The organism is Microbacterium sp. ZW T5_56, assembly GCF_044987425.1.
Classification (GTDB): domain Bacteria; phylum Actinomycetota; class Actinomycetes; order Actinomycetales; family Microbacteriaceae; genus Microbacterium.
The window spans coordinates 45,908-63,917 of the sequence record NZ_JBJDRI010000006.1 but is presented as its reverse complement, the minus strand read 5'-3'; the positions used below and the strand labels follow the sequence as shown (position 1 = coordinate 63,917).

Annotated in this window: 18 protein-coding genes; 10 read left to right on the top strand and 8 right to left on the bottom strand. The window is 67.5% G+C overall.

Annotation, left to right across the window (positions count from 1 at the left end; all coding sequences use genetic code 11):
• Positions 1-16 precede the first annotated feature (16 nt).
• The 4 genes from ACI3KU_RS04415 to ACI3KU_RS04400 all read left to right on the top strand — a co-directional run bounded on the left by ACI3KU_RS04415 (position 17) and on the right by ACI3KU_RS04400 (position 1,781).
• Positions 17-373, top strand: a complete 357-nt coding sequence (locus ACI3KU_RS04415) for a cupin domain-containing protein (protein ID WP_404921073.1) — start codon at positions 17-19, stop codon at positions 371-373.
• Between the two features lie 21 nt (positions 374-394).
• Positions 395-688: a DUF4287 domain-containing protein gene (locus ACI3KU_RS04410; RefSeq protein ID WP_404921072.1), complete on the top strand. Its 294-nt coding sequence runs from the start codon at positions 395-397 to the stop codon at positions 686-688.
• Positions 689-703: 15 nt separating this feature from the next.
• On the top strand, positions 704-1,348 hold the full coding sequence (locus ACI3KU_RS04405; protein ID WP_404921071.1) for a dihydrofolate reductase family protein: 645 nt from the start codon (positions 704-706) through the stop codon (positions 1,346-1,348).
• Positions 1,349-1,415: 67 nt separating this feature from the next.
• Positions 1,416-1,781, top strand: coding sequence for a VOC family protein (locus tag ACI3KU_RS04400; RefSeq protein WP_404921069.1), 366 nt, complete (start codon positions 1,416-1,418; stop codon positions 1,779-1,781).
• Positions 1,782-1,794: 13 nt separating this feature from the next.
• Here ACI3KU_RS04400 and ACI3KU_RS04395 read toward each other — a convergent pair whose 3' ends face one another.
• Positions 1,795-2,100 carry an ArsR/SmtB family transcription factor gene (locus ACI3KU_RS04395; RefSeq protein WP_404921068.1) on the bottom strand — a complete coding sequence of 102 codons (306 nt, stop codon included), beginning with the start codon at positions 2,098-2,100 and terminating at the stop codon, positions 1,795-1,797.
• Positions 2,101-2,182: 82 nt separating this feature from the next.
• Here ACI3KU_RS04395 and ACI3KU_RS04390 point away from each other — a divergent pair, with 82 nt between their 5' ends.
• Positions 2,183-3,409, top strand: coding sequence for an MFS transporter (locus ACI3KU_RS04390; protein ID WP_404921067.1), 1,227 nt, complete (start codon positions 2,183-2,185; stop codon positions 3,407-3,409).
• Here ACI3KU_RS04390 and mmuM read toward each other — a convergent pair whose 3' ends face one another.
• Entirely contained in the window at positions 3,410-4,300 is an 891-nt protein-coding gene (mmuM, locus tag ACI3KU_RS04385) for a homocysteine S-methyltransferase (protein WP_404921146.1), read from the bottom strand.
• On the bottom strand, positions 4,300-5,547 hold the full coding sequence (locus tag ACI3KU_RS04380; RefSeq protein WP_404921066.1) for a trans-sulfuration enzyme family protein: 1,248 nt from the start codon (positions 5,545-5,547) through the stop codon (positions 4,300-4,302). Before ACI3KU_RS04380 ends, mmuM begins: the two co-directional genes overlap by 1 nt.
• Positions 5,548-5,655: 108 nt before the next feature.
• On the opposite strand from ACI3KU_RS04380, the gene ACI3KU_RS04375 reads away from it, so the two are divergent.
• Positions 5,656-6,099: an Lrp/AsnC family transcriptional regulator gene (locus ACI3KU_RS04375; protein WP_404921065.1), complete on the top strand. Its 444-nt coding sequence runs from the start codon at positions 5,656-5,658 to the stop codon at positions 6,097-6,099.
• Between the two features lie 95 nt (positions 6,100-6,194).
• Here ACI3KU_RS04375 and ACI3KU_RS04370 read toward each other — a convergent pair whose 3' ends face one another.
• Entirely contained in the window at positions 6,195-7,595 is a 1,401-nt protein-coding gene (locus tag ACI3KU_RS04370; protein WP_404921064.1) for an aldehyde dehydrogenase family protein, read from the bottom strand.
• Complete coding sequence (locus ACI3KU_RS04365) at positions 7,592-8,647, bottom strand: homoserine dehydrogenase (RefSeq protein WP_404921063.1); 1,056 nt, start codon at positions 8,645-8,647, stop codon at positions 7,592-7,594. Before ACI3KU_RS04365 ends, ACI3KU_RS04370 begins: the two co-directional genes overlap by 4 nt.
• Before the next feature lie 278 nt (positions 8,648-8,925).
• On the opposite strand from ACI3KU_RS04365, the gene ACI3KU_RS04360 reads away from it, so the two are divergent.
• The 3 genes from ACI3KU_RS04360 to ACI3KU_RS04350 are packed head-to-tail and all read left to right on the top strand — an operon-like array spanning position 8,926 to position 12,329.
• Entirely contained in the window at positions 8,926-10,431 is a 1,506-nt protein-coding gene (locus tag ACI3KU_RS04360) for an amino acid permease (protein ID WP_404921062.1), read from the top strand.
• Positions 10,431-11,567, top strand: coding sequence for an alanine racemase (gene alr, locus ACI3KU_RS04355; protein WP_404921061.1), 1,137 nt, complete (start codon positions 10,431-10,433; stop codon positions 11,565-11,567). The genes ACI3KU_RS04360 and alr overlap by 1 nt, the downstream gene beginning before the upstream one ends.
• Positions 11,568-11,576: 9 nt before the next feature.
• Positions 11,577-12,329 carry an IclR family transcriptional regulator gene (locus ACI3KU_RS04350; RefSeq protein WP_404921060.1) on the top strand — a complete coding sequence of 251 codons (753 nt, stop codon included), beginning with the start codon at positions 11,577-11,579 and terminating at the stop codon, positions 12,327-12,329.
• Between the two features lie 2 nt (positions 12,330-12,331).
• Here ACI3KU_RS04350 and ACI3KU_RS04345 read toward each other — a convergent pair whose 3' ends face one another.
• From ACI3KU_RS04345 to ACI3KU_RS04335, 3 genes are read right to left on the bottom strand one after another with little or no spacing between them, the layout of a single operon-like run.
• A complete protein-coding gene (locus ACI3KU_RS04345) occupies positions 12,332-13,117 on the bottom strand; it encodes an IclR family transcriptional regulator (RefSeq protein ID WP_404921059.1) in 786 nt (261 codons plus the stop codon).
• Positions 13,114-15,558 carry a glycoside hydrolase family 2 TIM barrel-domain containing protein gene (locus ACI3KU_RS04340; RefSeq protein WP_404921058.1) on the bottom strand — a complete coding sequence of 815 codons (2,445 nt, stop codon included), beginning with the start codon at positions 15,556-15,558 and terminating at the stop codon, positions 13,114-13,116. Before ACI3KU_RS04340 ends, ACI3KU_RS04345 begins: the two co-directional genes overlap by 4 nt.
• A complete protein-coding gene (locus ACI3KU_RS04335; protein ID WP_404921057.1) occupies positions 15,555-16,217 on the bottom strand; it encodes a TetR/AcrR family transcriptional regulator in 663 nt (220 codons plus the stop codon). Before ACI3KU_RS04335 ends, ACI3KU_RS04340 begins: the two co-directional genes overlap by 4 nt.
• A gap of 191 nt (positions 16,218-16,408) precedes the next feature.
• Here ACI3KU_RS04335 and ACI3KU_RS04330 point away from each other — a divergent pair, with 191 nt between their 5' ends.
• Positions 16,409-17,935: an ABC transporter substrate-binding protein gene (locus ACI3KU_RS04330; protein WP_404921056.1), complete on the top strand. Its 1,527-nt coding sequence runs from the start codon at positions 16,409-16,411 to the stop codon at positions 17,933-17,935.
• The last annotated feature ends 75 nt before the right edge of the window (positions 17,936-18,010 follow it).

Below are 18,010 nucleotides of genomic sequence, written 5' to 3'. Positions count from 1 at the left end.
CGAAGGAGCAGCGCACATGATCGAGACGTCCACCACCGTCTCCCGGGTCTCCCCCGAGGAGATCCGCATCGGCACCGGCAACAGTCGGCGATTCCAGGGCAGCGATCACGGTGCCGCGGTGTCATACTTCTTCGTCGAGAACCGCCCCGGCCAGGGCTCGGGACGTCACTGGCACCCGTACCCGGAGACCTGGGTCGTGATCGAGGGGAGTGTCACCTTCAGCGTCGGCGACGAGACGATCGAGGCGTCTGCCGGCGACACCGTCACCGGCCCGGCGTTCATCCCTCACCAGTTCCTCAACACCGGCTCCGACACGATGCGACTCATCTGCATCCACGCGTCGCCGGTGATCCTCCAGACCAACCTCGACTGATCAAAGACAGGAAAAGAACACATGTCGTTCCAGGCATATCTCGACAACATCGAGACCAAGACCGGTCTCACCCCGCGCCAGTTCATCGAACTCGCCACCGAGCGCGGCTTCGGTGCGGGCACGAAGGCCACCCCCATTCTGGAGTGGCTGAAGGAGGACTACGATCTCTCCCGCGGATACGGCATGGCGCTCGTGCACGTGATCACCAAGGGCCAGCAGATCAGCGACAAGCACGTCGGCTCGGGCGGCGTGCACGCCGACGCATCCGATCAGCTGTGGCTCGACGGCGCAGCCTCCAACCCCGCGAACACCTGAGTCAAGGAGCAACCCATGGCAGTGCGTATCGACCTCAACGTGTCCCTCGACGGATACGCCACCACCACCGACCAGACTCCGGAGAACCCATTCGGCGAGGACTGGGGTCGGCTCGTCTCTGCTTACACCGCCACGCGGACGTTCCGCACCCGCGTGCTCGGCGACACCACCGGCGCCGGAACCACGGGGATCGACGAGAAGTATGCCCAGCAGTACTTCGAGGACCTCGGCGCTGAGGTCATGGGAGCCGGGATGTTCGGACTGCATGATCATGGCGACGACCCGGACTGGCGGGGCTGGTGGGGCGAGGAGCCCCCGTTCCACGTCCCGGTGTTCGTGCTGACCCACACGCCGCGTCCGTCCATCTCATTCGACAATGGAACGGTCTTCCACTTCGTCGACACGACGGCCGAGGGCGCGCTCGCTCGCGCGACCGAGGCCGCGAACGGTGGCGATGTGCGTGTCGGTGGGGGCGTCCACACGGCACGCCAGTTCTTGCAGGCGCGCCTGGTCGACCGGTTCCACCTCGCGATCGCGCCGATCGTCCTGGGCCGAGGCGAGTCGATCTGGGAGGGACTGCGCGGGCTTGAAGACGGCTACGACGTGACGAGCGAGGTGGCCGAGTCGGGCACGACACACGTGGTTTTCACCCGCCGCTGAGCCGGCTCTTGCCAGTGTCGGAGGCCAGGTTCAGACTGGGCTCCTCAGAACGACGAAAGGAAGCATCATGGCACACGGAGACATCACCCACATCGACATCCCGGTGAGCGATCTGAAGCGTGGGGCAGAGTTCTACTCGAAGCTCTTCGGTTGGCAGATCGCGGAGATCCCGGGGTTCGAGGACTACCCGATGTGGCAGGCGCCGAACGGCATCTCCGGCGGTGGGCTGGCACCGCGCGGCGAGGGCTTCGTGGAGCCTCGGTCCTATGTGGAGGTGGACTCGATCGACGAGACGATCACCCTCGCCGAAGCGGCCGGAGCCACCGTCGCGCAGGCCAAGCAGCCCATCACCGATACCAGCGCGTGGGCTGTGATCGTCGACCCCGACGGCAATCACATCGGCCTGTTCGAGGGCGTCGTCAACGCTGGCTGACGCTGCCACTCGATCAGGCGTTGAGAACGGCGTCCAGGAGTCCGGGAAAGCGCTCGTCGAGATCCTCACGCCGCAGCGTGAGGATCCGACGCCGCCCGTTGGGCTCGTTTCGGATCACGCCCGCCTCCCTCAGCACTTTCATGAAGTGGGATTTCGTGGACTTCGGGAGGTTCGGGTCGGTGGCATGGCATGCTGCCATATCGAGCGGGCCGTCGACGAGCTGACGCGTGATGGCGAGACGCTCCGGGTCGCTGAGGGCGAAGAGCACATCGACGAGCTGGAGCTCGGAACGCTCAGGGTGCGGAAGGTCACCAGGCATAGTTCGAGAATAGTTGAACAATTGCTCGAAGGCGAGTAGTCTCCGATAGTTCGATGTTATTCGAACTGTTGAGGAGCCTGCCATGACCACCACTGAGCCCATCGCCTCGCCCCGGTTGGTGACCGCGGACGCCACACTGTCGCAGCGCCGACGCTTCGGATTCGCGCTGGCGATCGTGGCGCAGATCATCATGATGTTCGCCGCGAGCGCGCCATCGCCCTTCTACCCGGTGTTAGCGCAGCAGATCGGGTTCGATGCAAGCGTGATCAGTGCAGTGTTCGCTGTCTATGCGGTCGTGCTTCTGCTGACCCTGCTGACCGCCGGGTCGCTGTCCGATCATGTGGGTCGTCGGCCGGTCGCCATCACCGGATTCGTCCTCCTAGCCGCCAGCATGGTGCTGTTCTGGCATGCCGACACCGTGCTGCTCCTCGTCCTCGCGCGTGCTCTGCAGGGTGCAGCCAGCGGCCTGCTGATCTCGGCGCTGTCCGCGGCCGCGCTCGATCTGGCACCTGCTGGTCGACCGGGAATCGCCGCGCTCTGGAACGCGCTGAGCCCGGGTATCGGACTGGCGTCGGGCGCACTGGTGTCAGGAATCGTGCTGGATCTGACGAGTGCACCGCTCTTCGACGTCTTCGCTCCACTCACTGCCGTGTACATCATCCTGGCCGCACTGTTCCTGCTGGCACCGGAGACCGCTCCGCTGCGGCCAGGCGCGTGGGCATCGCTCAGCCTCAGACTCTCGATTCCCGCGCCCATCCGCGCCGACTTCTGGCGCGCGGCACCCGCCGTGATCGCCGGTTGGGCGACCGGTGGCCTCTTCCTCTCCCTGGGCGCCAACATCGTCCGCACCGAGCTCGGCGGCGAGGCTCACCTCTGGCAGGGGCTCGCCGTCGCCCTGCTCGCCGGGACCGGAGCGCTGACGGCACTGGTGCTGCGAAAGGTCTCGGCCCGCTCCACCGTGCTGTTCGGCACCGCGGCCCTCGCCATCGGCACCCTGCTGTCGCTCATCGCCCTGCGGTCCGGATCTCTCGCGTTCTACCTCGTGGCCGCTGCCGTGACAGGCATGGGATTCGGCACAGCGTTCGCGGGAGTTGTCGCCTCCCTCGCGCCGCGCATCCCCGCCGACGCCCGAGCCGATACCTTCGCCGTGATCTACCTGCTCGCCTACCTGGCATTCGGCGTCCCCGCGGTCGTCGCCGGAATGCTGGTGGGAATCGTGGGCCTCGACGCCGTCTGCACCGGCTACGGCATCGTGGTCATCGCCCTCGCCGTCACCGCCTTCACGATGCGGGCACGCCGGCGCGGCTGACTACCGGCCGAGGGCCTGGGCCATCGCGGCGATGCTCGCGGGACCCACGCGGCAGCACCCGCCGATGAACGTGGCTCCGGCATCGGCCCAGGACGCAGGAAGCGATGCGTCGAACTCGGACTCGCCGAACCAGCGGCGTGCGACGCCATCCCAGGTCTCCCCTGAATTGGGGTAGGCGACGGCGGGCTTGCCGCTCACCTCGACCGCCGAACGCACGGCGGGAAGCACGTCCCCGGGAGCGCAGCAGTTGACGCCAACGGCGACGATGGCGTCATGATCCGCAGCAAGCGCGAAGGCCTCAGCTGCCGGACTGCCGTCGCGGAGTCGGTTGTCGGCGACCGTCACCGACAGCCAGGCGGGGATCGCGAACTCGTCCGCGAGCGCGACCAACACGGCGACCTCATCGAGATCGGGGATCGTCTCGAGGGCGAACATGTCCGGTCCCGCGTCGGCGAGCAGCTCCAGTCGGGGCGCATGGAAATCGCGGAGCTGAGCGTGGCTGAGCCCATAGCGCCCGCGGTACTCCGATCCATTCGCGAGAACTGCACCATAGGGACCGACGGAGGCGGCGACGAGTCGGGCCACGCCGTCATCCGCGGAGGCGGCTACCTCGCCCCGCACATCGCGCGCGATCGTCACGCTACGCCGGATGAGCATTTCCGCTTCGGAGCGGATCATGCCGTGGCGTTCGAAGCCGGCGACGCTGGCCTGGTAGCTCGCCGTCGTCGCGACTCGTGCCCCCGCTTCGAAGTACGTGCGGTGGACCGCCGCGATCTCATCGGGGGCGTCACGCAGCAGTCGCGCGGTCCAGAGGTCGTCAGTGAGGTCGTGGCCGCGTTCCGTGAGCGCGTTCGAGAGCCCCCCATCGAGCACGATCACGGAACGCCGCATCACGCGGACACCGTCTCGGCGGTGGTCACATCGACGTCGACGCGCGAGGGGAAGGTCGCGTCGAGCGCCGCTGCCAGGTCGGCCAGCAGATCGTCGGTGTCTTCGATGCCGACCGACAGCCGCAGGTGTCCGAGGGTGCGGAACGGCAGCGGATAGCTGGGCACCCGTCCTCCCTCGGTTCCGGTGTGCACGATGAGCGAGTCGTCATGCCCGAGAGAGAACCCGGAGGTGATGAGTCGGAGGTTCGCAACGAATCGGTTCTGCGTGTCGGGATCGCCGACCACCGCGAACGCCATCGTCCCGCCGTAGCCGCGACCGCCGAACTGCCGCGTCGCCAGTTCATGGTCGGGGTGCGACGGCAGGCCGGGATAGTAGATGTAGGCGACGCGCGGATCACGCTCGAGGAACTCGGCGATGGCGAGCGCTGACTTCAGGTGCTGAGCGAGCCGCAGCGGAAGAGTCACCGAGCCGCGATGGATCTGCCACGCGTTGAACGGCGAGATCACGCCCCCGACGTCCACCATCGCGTCCGCCTTGATCGGCTCGATGAGCTCGCGCGTGCCGACAACCGCACCGCCCATGGCATCCCCGTGGCCGTTGATGTACTTGGTCAGGGAGTGGACCACGAGGTCGGCGCCGTCGGCGATGGGACGATAGAAGGGCGGCGGGGTGAAGGTGGAATCCACCATGAGGATGGCTCCGGCAGCGTGGCTGATCTCCGCGATCGCCGCGACATCCGACACCTTCGTGGTGGGGTTCGCGATGGCCTCGATGCAGACGAGCTTCGTGTTGGGGCGGATGGCCGCGCGCAGTGCGTCCAGATCACCGACATCCACGAACGTCGCCTCGATGCCGTATCGCTGCGGCAGGAGTTCGGTCCACAGCCGCCAGGTAGCCTCGTAGGTCACATCCCCCACCACGACGTGGTCGCCCATGCGGACATGCGTGAAGAACACGGCGTGCAGGGCGGCGACACCGGACGCCAGCACGACGGCGTCTTCACCACCATCGAGCGCGGCGAGCTTGTCCTGCAGAGCCGCCTGGTTCACCCCGGTGTTGCGGGTGTACAGCCCTGGCGCAGTCGCCGACCAGCTGATCTCACTCGGGTCCTCGGGGAGTTCGTACGAGTTCGCCATCACGAGCGGCGTACGCAGCGCCTTCGTGGAGTCCATGCGGTTGCCAGCGTGCACGGCGAGGCTGAGGTCCGACAGGGTCTCGGCTCGTCGGCGGTCCGGTCGTTGCGACATTGCATTCCTACCTTCCACTGAGCGGCATCGACCGTCCTGGACGACGTCGCGGATCTACGATAACGTGTGCGATTAACACTTGCAATTGCTAATAATGCACGGAGCGAAATGCGCGCATCGAATCTGGATGACATCGACCAGCACCTGCTCGCCGCGCTGACAGCGAGCGCGCGGGTATCGATGGCCACGCTGGCAACCCAGGTGCACCTGTCGCGCAACGCCGTGCGCCAGCGCATCGAGCGCATGGAGCGCGATGGTGTCATCGCCGGCTACACGGTCCTGCGCGGAGACGCAGCCCGGCCACGTGTCACGGCGATGGTCATGGTCTATCGCGCCGACCGCATGCGTGGGGAGCACGTGATCGATGCACTGCGCGGTATCGCGGAGGTCACGCGCTGCGACGTGCTCTCCGGCGCGTACGATCTGTTCGTCACCGTGGAGGCCGACTCGATGGATCGCGTCGGCCAGATCTGGGAGCAGATCGCGGCGCTGCCCGGCGTTGCCGACACCGTGACGGCTGTGTCGCTGTCGCGCGCCATCGATCGGCACTGACACGCCCGCGGCACGGAGGGTCGACACGCGGAGGAGCCGGCCCACGTCCGCGATCAGGTCGACGAGGACTGATCGCGGACGCGGGCATACGCTCGTCAGGCGTTGATGCAGACGACCTTGGGCTGGGTCATCTCCTCGTACGCGAACCGCACACCCTCGCGGCCCATGCTCCCGTACTTCGCGCCGCCGAACGGCATGCTGTCGATGCGGTAGTCGGACGAGTCGTTGATCATCACGCCCCCGGCCTCCAGCTGCTCCGACACCCGCAGCGCGCGACCCAGGTCGCGGGTGAAGGTGGCGGCATGCAGCGCGTAGTCGATCTCATTGGCCTGCGCGATCGCCTGCTCCTCCGTGTCGAACGGCGTCAGCACGACCACGGGTGCGAACGCTTCGTCGGACCACAGCTCGCACGAGAACGGCACACCCTCGACAACGGTCGGCCAGTGCACGGCACCCTCGCGTCGCTGGCCCGCGAGCACGCGTGCACCCGCGACCACCGCATCGGCGACCAGTCGCTCGGCACCCTCGGCGGCGGCGACGGAGATCATCGGACCGACGTCGGTGGCCTCATCCCACGGGTCGCCCGCCTTCAGCGCGGCCGTGCGAACGGCGAACAAGTTGCGGAACTCCTCGTAGGCAGCGCGCTGCACCAGGATGCGCTGCGCTCCGACACAGTTCTGTCCTGCGGCCCAGAACGCGCCGGAGACACACGCCTCGACGGCGGCAGGGATGTCGGCATCGGAGAAGACGATGACCGGAGCGTTGCCACCCAGCTCCATCGCGAGCTTCTTCAGGCCGGCGGTGCGCGCGATCGCCTCACCCGTGGCGAAGCCGCCGGTGAACGACACCATGCGCACGTCGCGCGCCGAGATGAGCGCCTGAGCCAGGTGACGATCACCGTGCACCACGGTGACGACCTCCTCCGGCAGCCCCGCGTCGACAAGCAGGTCGACCAGGAACCGGGCGGTGAGCGGGGTGAGCTGGGACGGCTTGAGCACGACGGAGTTTCCCCCCGCGATCGCCGGGCCCAGTTTGTGCGCGACGAGGTTCAGCGCGTCGTTGTACGGCGTGATGGCGACGATGATGCCCAGCGGCTCACGCGTGAACCAGCCGCGGCGGTTCTCGGACCCCTCGAACGCGTCGAACGGAATGACCTCCCCCGCATCGGAGCGGGCAGCGTCGGCGGAGAGCGAGAGCGTCATGACCGCACGCGCGACCTCGCGACGCGCCTGGCGAATGGTCTTGCCCGCCTCGCTGACGATCAGGCCGGCGGCCGTCTCGGCACGCTCGCGCAACAGCGCGGAGGCGCGATCGAGGATCGCGTGCCGCGTGAACCGAGACAGGGTCCGCGAGCGCTGCAGCCCCGCGCGGGCACGCTCAAGGATCACGTCGACCTGGTCGGGACCGCTCTGCGGGACCACTCCGATCGTCGCGCCATCGAAGGGGCTCGTGACGACGAGGTCGGGGTGCGTCGAAACGCTGACCACGTCGCTCATGAGGAGACCTCGGCCTGCGCACGCTGGTGGGCGTCGATCGCGATGATGTCCGAGAGCAGCGCGTAGGCGGTCTCGACACGGCCGGCACCCGGACCGGAGACAGTGACGGTTCCCAGCAGATCGGTGTCGAACGACACAGCGTTCGTCGGCCCGCTGATGCTCGCCAGCGGGTGGGTCAGCGGGAGCGCCATCGGCTCCACCTTCGCGGTGACCCCGCCGGCCGCGTTGCGGAACGCCGACCCGATCAGCTTGTAGCGCTTGCCCTGCGCGGCGGCCTCCACGATGTCCGTGGCGGAGAGCTCCGAGATGCCGCGCCGACTGACGTCCGCGGTGGTGAGGTTCGCGCCCAGGATCTCGTTGGCGAGAATCACGACCTTCAGCTGCACATCCGAGCCTTCGATGTCGGCCGTCGGATCAGCCTCGGCGTAGCCTAGAGCCTGCGCCTCGGCCACCGCGGCGTCCAGGGTCATGCCGGACTCCATCTGGCCGAGAACGTAGTTGCTCGTGCCGTTCAGGATGCCCTCGACCGCGTTGATCTGCAGGCCCGTGAGCGTCTCGGACGCGAAGCGGAGGATCGGGGTACCACTCACCACCGACCCCTCGTACTGGAAGGTGACGCCGTTCGCGGCCGCCAGCCGGTTGAGCTCGACCCCGCCCAGGGCGACGGGGCCCTTGTTCGTGGTAGTCACGCTCTTGCCGCTCTCCAGCGCCGCACGGACGTGGGAGATGCCCGGCTCACCATCGATCGGATTGGTGAAGGTGGCTTCGACGACGATGTCGGCCGTGGTGTTGCGGATCACGTACTCGTTCTGCGGTTCTGCCGCGCCGCCGGACATGCCGGCGAAGGTCTCGCCGTCCGTCATGGCGAACACGTGCGCGAGGTCGATGCCATCGGCCTGCATGAGCGAACCCAGTCGGAGGTCGGTGATGGCGACCACGCGCAGCACGAAGCCGAGATCGGTCGCGAGGTCGTCACCGCGATCGAGAATGATCTGCGCCAGCGCGCGGTTCACGCCGCCGAAGCCGATCAGTGCAATGTCATGACGGTTCACGTCGGGCTCCTTTGAAAGATCAGGGAAGGATGGGCTCAGCCTCTCCGGCGATCCGGTCCGTGCGCGCCTGTCGGATCGCTCGTCGCGGATGTCGATTCGACCATCCGACGAACCGCTCGCTCGAATCGCCCTCGTCAGAGCCGGATTCCGGGGAATCGCTTGTGCCGCTCACCACACGCAGGTAGTCTGCCGACACGCCACGTGCATCATTGACACAAAGTTGTGAAGATGTAGCACAGTAGCTCCCACCCTGATCTCCTCCTCGAATGCGAGAAATCATGAGCCCGCTGCCCGAACAGAGTGCGCTGCCCAACGCGCTCCCCCACACCACCGCGACCCAGGTGCCGCTGCGACGACTGCAGCGCTCCATGGACGCCCGACACCTGATCATGATCGCCCTCGGTGGCGTCATCGGCTCGGGGCTCTTCCTGAGCTCCGGGTACACCATCAGTCAGGCCGGCCCCCTCGGCGCGATCATCGCCTACCTCATCGGCGCGTTCGTCGTGTGGCTCGTGATGGCGTGCCTGGGTGAACTGGCTCTGGCCTACCCCGTCTCCGGTGCGTTCCACATCTACGCGTCCCGCTCCATCGGTCCCGCCACCGGCTTCACCACCGCCTGGCTGTACTGGCTGTGCTGGGTGGTGGCCCTGGGATCGGAGTTCACCGCCGCCGGCATCCTCATGCAGCGCTGGTTCCCCGGCGTCGACGTCTGGGTGTGGTGCCTGATCTTCGCCGTCGGCCTGTTCAGCATCAACGCCATCTCGGCGCGTGTGTTCGGTGAGGCCGAGTTCTGGTTCTCGCTGATCAAGGTGGTCGCGATCGTCGCGCTCATCATCTTCGGCGCCATGGCCATCTTCGGATTCACGCCGCTGTCCACCGAGCACCCCGCCGCGGTGCTGTTCAGCAACTTCACCACGCCGGACGGTCTGTTCCCGGGCGGCATCGCCGGTGTCGTCGTCACCGCCCTCGCCGTCTTCTACGCCTTCAGCGGGTCGGAGCTGATCGGTGTGGCTGCCGGCGAGACCAAGGACCCGGGCAAGAACATCCCCAAGGCGATCCGCTCCACGGTCCTTCGACTGCTGATCCTGTTCGTCGGATCGATCACGGTGATCGCCGCGATCCTGCCGTATGAGGACGCCGGTCTCACCAGCAGCCCGTTCGTCGACGTCTTCGCGTACGTGGGAATCCCCTACGCCGCCGACATCATGAACTTCGTCATCATCACCGCCCTGCTCTCGGCCGGAAACAGCGGCCTGTTCTCCTGCGCGCGGATGCTCTTCTCGCTCGCCGAGGAAGGACACGCGCCTGCCGTGCTGGGGCGCCTCACCCGCCGGGGAATCCCGCTGGTGGCGCTGACGGTCAGCCTGGGCCTCGGCCTCGTCTCGCTGATCTCCAGCGTGATCGCCCCGCAGACCGTCTACCTCGTGCTGGTCTCGATCGCCGGCTTCGCGGTGGTGGCCGTCTGGATGTCCATCGTGGCGTCCCTGTTCTTCCACCGCCGCCGCTTCGTCCGCGAGGGTGGCGACATCACGACGCTGGCCTACCGCACGCCGCTGTACCCGGTGCTGCCGATCGTCGCGTTCGTGCTGCTGGCGATCTCCCTCGTGGCCATCGCCTTCGACCCGAACCAGGTCGCCGCGCTGTACTTCGGTGTTCCGTTCGTGGGGCTCTGCTACCTGTACTTCTGGTGGCGCTACGGTCGTCGCGGCGCGCAGCCCGTCGCCCGTATGTCGGAGGAAGCGCCGATCGACGCAGAGCGCCCGGCGCCCGATCTGTCACGCTGATGGACGTCGCCGCTCCTGTCTGGGTCGAGATCGACGCCGGAGCCATCGCCCACAACCTCGACGTCATCCGTGGCCGACTCGGCGACACGACGCGGTTCTGCGGCGTGGTGAAGGCGGACGCGTACGGGCACGGCATCGCAGCCACCCTCCCTGTCCTGATGACAGCGGGCGTCGACATCATCGGGATCACCTCGAACGACGAGGCCGCCGAGGCGCGGCAGCTCGGCTTCGCGGGGCGCATCATCCGCGTGCGGGTGGCCCTGCGCGAGGAGATCGTCGAAGGCGGCGAACTCGGCATCGAGGAGTGGCTGGGCGGCCGTGATCACGCACGCGTCGTCACCGCCGCCGCCCGCACCGTCGGGCGTCCGATCCGCGTCCATGTCTCGCTCAACTCCACCGGGCTCAGCCGCGACGGCATGGACCTGGATGATCCGCAGACGGGTTCCGAGCTGCGGCAGATCGCCGCGAGTGCGGAGCTCGCGGTGGCCGGCATCTGCTCGCACTTCCCGTGCGAGGATGCCGACGATGTCCGCGCCGGTACCGCAGCGTTCCGGTGGCAGGCCGCCTCTGCCGCTCGGATGCTGGGTGCCGGCGCGGCCGTCGAGCTGCACAGCGCCACCTCGTTCGCTGCCCTGACAGTGCCGGAGTCGCAGCTGGACCTGGTCCGGATCGGCGCCGCCCTGTACGGCGACACGTCCGCGTCCGTTCCCGAACTGCGCTCGGCGATGCGGTTGGTGTCGCGCATCGCCGCGATCAACCCGTATCCCGCCGGTCGGACGGTCGGATACGACCGCACGGCTCGACTTGATCGTCCGACTCGGTTGGCGGTCGTGCCCGTGGGCTACGCCGACGGCTACCCGCGCACGCTCGGCGGCCGCGGTCATGCGCTGGTGCATGGGATTCTCGTGCCGGTCGTGGACCGGCTCGCGATGAACAGCCTGGTGATCGACGTGACGGACGTCCCCGCAGTCCGCATCGGCGACGAAGTGGTACTGTACGGGCGGCAGGGATCGGCGGAGATCCGCTCTGCGGACATCGAACGGGCAAGCGGCAGCATCGCCGCCACCGCGTATGCGGCCTGGGCCCGGCTGAACCCGCGGGTCGTCGTGAATCTGCCGACTCCCGCGATCCGATAGGCATCAGATATGGCTCCCCCGTCCTCCCTCCTGCAGGGACTCGCCCTGCTGGAGGCAGCAGTCGCGCAGGAGCGATCCGGACGGCAGGGACACAACGCCTCGCGACTTTCCGAGGCCACCGGCATCGAACGCAGTCGTGTCTCGCGCCTCACCCGTGAGCTGCGAGAACTCGACTACCTCGATCGCGACGAGGCCGCGGTGCTCAAAGCCGGCGACGGCTACTTCCGTGCCGCCGGCGCGCTCAGCCGGCCGTGGCTTCGCGCCGCACGGGAGAGCCTGCGCGTCCTCGCATCCACGCTGGGCGTCTCCGCCCAGCTGGTCGCCGCCGACGGACCCGGTGCGATCCTGTTGCGCACGGAGAAGGGTCCCGGGGTCTCGGCCGACTACCTGCGTCCGGGAAGCCTGACACCGATCTGGTGCACGGGAGCCGGCCGCGCGCTGCTGTGGGACCACACCCGCGAGAGCCTGGACGCGCTCCTCACGGACGTGCAGTTCGTCGGCGTCGGCGGTCCGGGCGCGGCACGTTCGGTCGACGAACTCCAGGAGCTGCTCGACCGCGATCGCGAATCGGGCATCATCGACGCCCGTGACGAGTACGTCGAAGGAGTCCGCGACTTCGCCCTGCCGATCCGCGATCAGCGGGGAATCGTGGTGTCGATCGGGATCAGCGCCGGCACGCTGTCGCAGCGACGCGTACAGGAGGCCCAGAGCGCCGTGCGCGGTGCCGCCGCACACCTGAGCCGGCTGGTCCAAGCTTCCTGAGCTCAGCTCTCGCGAGCGCCGAGCAACTCCGACAGACGGCGCGCGGCGTCGGCACACGCCTCTCCCAGAGCCTGCGACCTCGGCTCCAGTCGCCGACGTTCTCCCACTATCTGCATCCCGGCGATCACTTCGCCGCGGAAGTCCCACACGGGTGCCGACACCGAGTACAGTCCCGGCTCGGCCTCCTCCGCGACGATGGCGTACCCGCGTTCCCGCGACCGGACCAGGCGCGCCAGGAACTCCTCGACCGAGGTGGCCGCGTTCGGTCCGGCACTGCGGAACTCGGTGCGGCTGAAGACGCCGCGAACCTCGTCGTCCGACGCGTCCCACAGCACCGCCTGACCGGCGTCACTGCAGAAGGCGGGGTAGGCGCGGCCGATCCAGGATCCGATCAGTCGGGCAGCCGGCGGGACGCTCTCCACGATCGTGACGGTCGCATCGCCCTCGAGCACGCCAAGGAAACAGGCCTCCCCCGCGGCCTCAGAGAGTTCGTCAAGGATGGTGCGGCCTTCGACGCGTAGCCGCCGCTCGACCAGCTGCTCCGCCGAGGCGTACCAGCTCCACGACAGTCGGTAGCGGCCGTCGGAGCCGCGCGTGACGAGCTCCTCCGCCGCCAGTGCGGTGAGCGTGCGGGAGATCTGCGACCGATCCCGCTCCAGCGCCCGCGCGATGTCCTGAACCGAGACGCCCTGCTCACCGCCGGCGGCCAGATCCGCGAGGCACGAAATGACGTCCATGCCGCGGCCCATGCTGGTCCGCTCGGCGATGGTGTCATCAGGCAGGCTCACACCGCGATGATATCGGGGCGGGAGCTGCTCGATGCCTGACGCACCGCGAAGACAGCGTCCGCTGGTTCGAGGCCATCGGCGGTCACGCTGATGCGCACCTGGTCTGCCGTGGGATCGGCCCGCACGATGGCCAACGCCCGTCCGTCGAAGGTGGTGACCGCATCGGCCCCGAAGGACTCCTCCGTGCGTGCTCGCCCCGACCCGATCCCCGCCAGCGAGCCACCGGACACCGTGACGGAGACGAGGCGGTCCGCGTCGCAGAGGAGGACCCCGTCGGCGTCAGCGATCGTGATCTCGACGTAGCCCACCCCGTCGGCCGACATCTCCGAGCCCTCCGCTCGCACCGTGAGCACCGGATCGGCGGCGGATCGCAGCGATGAGCGTCCGATCTCCGCACCGTCTCGATACGCGATGGCGGTGAGCTCACCGCGCCGATACGTCGTCTCGAATCGCGCGATCAGGGCGCGTGGTGACCCGACCGCGGATCGACCGATCGACACACCGTCGACCAGCAGCTCGACCTCCTCCGCGTCCGCGTACACGTCGACCGTGACGGCCGACCCTGGCTCCACATCCCAGCTCCAGCTCGACACGACGTCATCCCACGACCACGGCGTCTTCGCGACGGGACGGCCGTGATGCTGGGGGCGATGCACGGCGATGGCCGGCTCGGCGCGAAGGCCGTACGCGATCTCGCGGTAGAAGGATGCCGGCAGGCGATGCCCGGTGATGTCGATGTCGCCGCACTGGGCGAGCAGATACGGAAACGGCCCGGCGGTGCCGGTCGGCTCATAGCCGGGCGCATCGGTGTAGTCCACCCGCCCGATGCCCGCCTCGCCGATGTAGTCCCATCCGGTCCAGGTGAAGTCGCCGATCACGTGGGGCAGGCGCCGCACGTCCGCCCAAAGCGAGGCGATGCGGTCGGGGAAGGTCTCCGACCCCACGATCACACGGTTCGGGAACAGCTCCGCATCCAGGTCGTAGCGCGAGTCGGCGTAGTTGAAGCCGACGACGTCGAGGACGGCCGCCGACTCCTCGATCGAATCGGTGATGAACGGGGACGCGTTCATCAGAGCCATCTGCTCCCCCATGTCGGCCATCATCGTGTTCGGATCGGAGGCGGCGATCTCGGCCAGGTGGCCCAGGTTCGCGATGATCCCGTTGATGCCGTTGGTCACGAAGCGGGTCGGGTCCAGGCGACGAAACTCCTCCGCCAGTCGACGGCTCCAGGTGGCGCCGTGCGGCGTCGCGAGCTCGAGGATCTCGTTGCCAATGGAGTAGAGGATGACGCTTGGATGGGTGCGGTCCTTCACCACGAGAGCCGCCACGTCTCCGCGCCAGCGCTCGTCGAACCCGACCGAGCCGTCGAAAGCTGTCTTGGATTTCGTCCAGACGTCGGCGAGCTCGTCCATCACGAGCATGCCGTGCAGGTCGCACGCGTCCAGCAGAGCGCGGCTGGCGGGGTTGTGGGCGCTGCGGATGGCGTTGAACCCGGCGTCCTTCAGCCGACGCACCCGGCGCTGCTCCGCATCCGCGACCGAGATCGCGCCCAGCGGACCGTTGTCGTGATGAATGCACGCTCCGCGCAGATCGACGCTCTCGCCGTTGATTCGGAGACCACGGGCCGCATCGAGCTGCAGCCGCCGAATGCCGAGTCGGGTCTCGTCTTCATCCACAACGACGCCCGCAGCATCCGCGAGCTCCGTGCGAACGCGGTAGAGATGGGGGGAATCGGGCCCCCATAGACGAGGATTCTCGACGGCGACACGGAGCCGTGCGGTCGCGCTGTGGCCGGGAAGCACGGTGATCGGCGCATTGCCTGACGCGACGTCTGCGCCGTCGGCGTCCGCGATCGCCCATCGCACCCGCCGGGTTGCGGTATGACGAGTGTCGTTCTCGACGATCGTCGCAATCTCCACCACGGCGCGTTCGCCATCGATGTCTGCAGTGGTCGCTGTCGTGCCATCGAGTGCGATGTGGACAGGATCTGCGACGACGAGATGCACCGGGCGGTAGATGCCACCGCCCGTGTACCAGCGGCTGTCGCGATGGACACGGGCCTCGACCGAGATCGTGTTCTCCTCGCCGAAGCGCAGGAAGGGATCGGCGTCGACGACGAACGCCGCGTAGCCGTTGTGTTCGTGTGCGGCGAAATCGCCGTTGAGGAAGACCGTCGCGTCACGATAGACACCTTCAAACTCGATGCGCACGCTCTTGTCCGCCCACTCGAGCGGCACCTCGAACTGGCGGACGTACTCGAACACACCTCCCGGGATGTAGCCAGCGTGGACGCCCTGCCCGCTCTCCGCAGATCGAGGCAGATCGCGCAGCGCGTCGTGCGGGAGGGTGACGGGAACTGCCGCGGTGGCCTCGGTGCGCGATTCAAACGCACCCAGCTTCGGGCCGACGCTCCATCCGTCGTGGAAGGGGACGCGGATCATTTTCTCTCCTCGGTTCGGGCGGGCGGGTCCTCGACGTCCCAATCGATGTCCACGAAGCTCGCGATCAACCTCTGCAACGTCTCCGCCATATCGACGACATCGCGGTCGAGCAGCCACTGCACCTGCAAACCGTCCATCATCGCGATCAGCGTGATCGCCGCGCGTTCGGGGCTCATGCCCGGGGCGACGTGGTCCTTCGCCGCGAGAGACGTGAAGGCGCGAGTGATGTTGTGTCGTGTGTAGTCGTAGCGGCGGACGAAATAGGAGTGAGCCGGGTGGTCGGGCGATGTCGCCTCCGCCGACAGCGTGCAGAACAGCTCGACGACGCCGGGCACCGACGCGTTGTGCGCAGCAAGTCTCACCAGCCCCCGCAGCAGAGCCGCGCCGTCATCCCCCTCGATCGGGACCAGCCGGCGCGACATCTCATCTCGTCGATCCAGCACGGCCTGCAGGAGCGCCACCTTGTTCGGAAAGTGGTGGAGCAGTCCGGCTTCGCTCATCGACACGCGCTGCGCGACCTCGCGGAGGGACCCGGCGCGGTAGCCGCCCTCGGCGAACACCTCGAGCGCGGCGTCGAGGATCGCCTCGCGGCGCTCCTTCGTCTTGGCATATTCTCCGCGCGCCCGCCGCGGTGCTGTTGTCGTCGTAGCCTTCGTCATCGCTGTCACCGTACCTCAGGTGCCCGCAGCGGTGCGGGCTTGCAGAGGCCCCTGGCAACCGTTCTATAACGAAATTCTAGGAAGCGCTAGGTTTTTCTTCCAAAAAGCTAGTGCCTACTCGTTTTTGCTGCTAGCTTCGCTCGACAGAGGGCGATCCGCAGGGGTATCGCCCACCGATGAAGGGACCAAAGATGTTCCGCTGGAAGGCCACAGCAGCCGCCATCGCCATCGCCGCTCTCGCTCTCACGGGTTGCGCTGGCGCAACCGACGGTGACGGTTCGAGCGACGGAAGTGGTGGCACCCTCACTCTCGGCGCGATCCTCGCCCCGACCACCCTCGACCCGTCGGGCGCCGAATGGGGCAACCGTGCCCCCTATTACCAGGCCGTCTTCGACACCCTGCTTCTCGCCACTCCCGAGGGCACCATCGAGCCCTGGCTCGCGACCAAGTGGTCGTACAACGACGACAACACCGTGCTGACGCTCACGATCCGCGACGACGTGACATTCTCGGACGACTCCAAGCTCACCGCGCAGGTCGTGGTCGACAACCTGAATCGATTCAAAGAAGGAACGTCCCCCGACGCGAGCTATTTCGCCGGCGTGACGAGCTTCGACGCCCCGGACGATACCACCGTCACCATCACGCTGGGAGCCCCCGATCCTGCGCTGCTGAACTACCTGACCCGTGACCCCGGCCTCGTCGCCAGCGGCGAATCGCTCGGCAACGACGACCTCGCCACCAACCCGGTCGGCTCGGGGCCGTACGTGCTCGACGCCGCAGCGACCGTCACCGGCACCAGCTACTCGTACACGAAGAACCCGGACTACTGGAACCCGGAGGCGCAGCACTACGACAAGCTCGTCATCAATGTACTCGCCGACGCGACCGCATCCCTCAACGCCATCAAGGCCGGCGAGGCCAACGGCGTCAAGCTCGCCAGCAACGACAACCTCGCCGAGGTCGAGGGTGCCGGATGGACGGTCAACGCCAACGAGCTCGACTTCCAGGGCCTGCTGCTGCTCGACCGCGCGGGAACGATGAACCCGGCGCTGGCCGACGTCCGTGTCCGCCAGGCACTCAATTACGCGTTCGACCGCGAGGGCCTGCTGAAGGCGCTGCAGCTCGGCAACGGCACGGTGACCACGCAGGTGTTCCCCAAATCGTCCGCGGCATACGACCCCGCGCTTGATGACTACTACACCTACGACCCGAAGAAGGCGAAGGAGCTCCTGGCCGAGGCCGGCTACGCGACCGGACTCACGCTGTCGATGCCGTCCTCCACTCTGCTGGGCGCGACCACGTACACCCTGATCGAACAGCAGCTCAACGACATCGGCGTCCAGGTCGAGTACACGGACCCCGGCAACAACTTCATCGCCGATCTCCTCGCCCCGAAGTTCGCGCAGTCCTTCATGGCGCTGGAGCAGAACCCGGACTGGCAGCTGATTCAGTTCATGATCGCCCCCACCGCGATTTTCAACCCGTTCCACTACGACGACCCGAAGGTCGACGAGTACATCAAGCAGATCCAGTTCGGCGACGAGGCGACGCAGGCATCGGTCGCTAAGGAGCTGAACACCTACATCGTCGAGCAGGCGTGGTTTGCACCGTTCTACCGCGTGCAGGGCAGCTTCGCGACGGACGCGAACACGACGGTCAAGGTGCTCCCGACGAACGCCTACCCCGCGATCTACGACTTCACGCCGAAGTCCTGATCGGCCCCTCCGGCCCGCTCGCCCGCATCGGCGGGCGGGCCGGATCCCGATTCCTCTGAGACACAGGAGCGCAGC